Source organism: Polaromonas sp. P3_C2, from assembly GCF_056402675.1.
In genome coordinates, this window is sequence record NZ_JBFUGX010000787.1 from 1 (window position 1) to 1,722 (window position 1,722).

A 1,722-nucleotide genomic window follows, 5' to 3' on the forward strand; every position below is an offset into this window, starting at 1 on the left:
AGGCGGGCTACTCCTACAAGATGAGCAATCGCACTTCGCTGTACGGCTTCTATGACCGCTCGGACCCGAACAACCGTGTCGCCAATGACGTGATCCGTGTTTACGGGGTTGGCATTCAGCATAACTTCTGAGCGCACAAAGGCACGCGATCAGTATCTCGTCCGCAAAGCCCGCCTCCGGCGGGCTTTTGTCATGGATAACAGGAACGCCTTAGACAGGCTCCATCATTTTGGAAAGCATGGGTATGTCAATAAAACATTGGATCAGTACAGGCATTCTGGGAACAGTTTGTGCCGTTGCCTCATCCGCTCCGCAGGACATCGTGATCGGCCAGATCGGCCAGCTTAAGGACCCGAATTCCGCGGCAAGCCAGGTCAAGGTGGGCGTGCAACTGTATTTTGATGTCGTCAACGACCGGGGTGGYGTTAATGGGGCGAAGCTGAAACTTGTCACCAAAGACCGGGGACCGGACGGGTCGGACTCAGTGGAAAAAACACGGGAAATCATCCAGGAAGAAAAGCCTGTTGCATTGATCGGATTTTCTGGAACTGCGCCTGTTGAAGCGCTGATTCAGGAAAAGGTACTGGCTGCGGCCGGCATTCCCTTGGTGGGGCCTCGAACAGGCGCCGTATCGCTTCATCAACCGGTGAACCCCTGGATTTTTCACACGCGCGCCAACTATGCCCAGGAGGTGCAAAAGATTGTGTCCCATATGAACATCATCGGGCACAAACGCATCGCGGTTCTCTACGAAAAGAGTCCGTTTGGCATTGAAGGTTACGACCGGGCCCTACACGCGATCAGGGGAAAAAACCTTCAGCTCTCGGGCAGTGCAAGCTACGAATACGGCACGACCAATGTCAGTGAAGCGGTCGCAACGATTCTCAAGGCCAAACCCGACGCGGTTATTTCAGTGGCGACGAGTGCCGCGACCGCCGAGTTCTACAAGAATTTTCGTCAAGGTGGAAGTTCGGCGTTTGTCGTCGCCCTTTCTGTCACCGACGGTGCCGCGGTCGTGAAAAGAATCGGCAAACAGGCCGCCTACGGCTTGGGCATAGCGCTGGTGGTGCCCGATCCGTCCAGTAAGACCTCCACGCTCATCAGGGAAATGCAGGAGGACCACAAGAAATTTGGCGTACCAGGATCTGATTTGAACCTGGCAGTGACTGAAGGCTACATTGCGGCCAGGGTGCTGACCGAAGGCCTGAAACGCGCCGGACCGAATCCCACTTCCGCAAAACTGAAACGTTCCCTGGAGTCATTGAGGGATTTAAATCTCGGCGGATTCTCTGTTAATTTTTCCCCGACAAATCACTCGGGCTCGTCGTATGTCGACATCATCGTACTGGGCCCTGACGGTAGAATGCTTCGCTAACTCAAACATACCCGTTGAAGCAAGCCAGCGGCAAGAAGGCAATGGACTATAACGTAGCGTCGGTAGATGAAGCACTCGGCTTATTGATGCTTGTAGCCCAGAACCCCGGCCTGGGTGTGACCGAGCTTTCCAAAAGATCTGAAATTACCAAAGCCAGGGCGTTCCGCCTTTTGAGCACACTGGAACGGCGCGGTTTCGTGCAGCGATCGGGTGACGCTGCGACCTACCATCTCGGCTACAACGCATTGCTTGTGGGGTTGGCTGCCGACGAACAGGTCAGCCTGGTCAGGCAGGCCAGCAAATATCTTCAGCAGCTGGCCAGCAAATTCAACGAGATTGTGCAGATC

General features: G+C 54.8%; 2 protein-coding genes. Both read left to right on the forward strand.

The window, feature by feature from the left end:
* Nucleotides 1–244 precede the first annotated feature (244 nt).
* Nucleotides 245–1,375: an ABC transporter substrate-binding protein gene (locus tag AC1DWI_RS21945; protein WP_477670531.1), complete on the forward strand. Its 1,131-nt coding sequence runs from the start codon at nucleotides 245–247 to the stop codon at nucleotides 1,373–1,375.
* A 14-nt stretch (nucleotides 1,376–1,389) separates the two neighbouring features.
* The coding region (locus tag AC1DWI_RS21950; protein WP_477725764.1) for a helix-turn-helix domain-containing protein at nucleotides 1,390–1,722 on the forward strand (333 nt) is incomplete at its 3' end.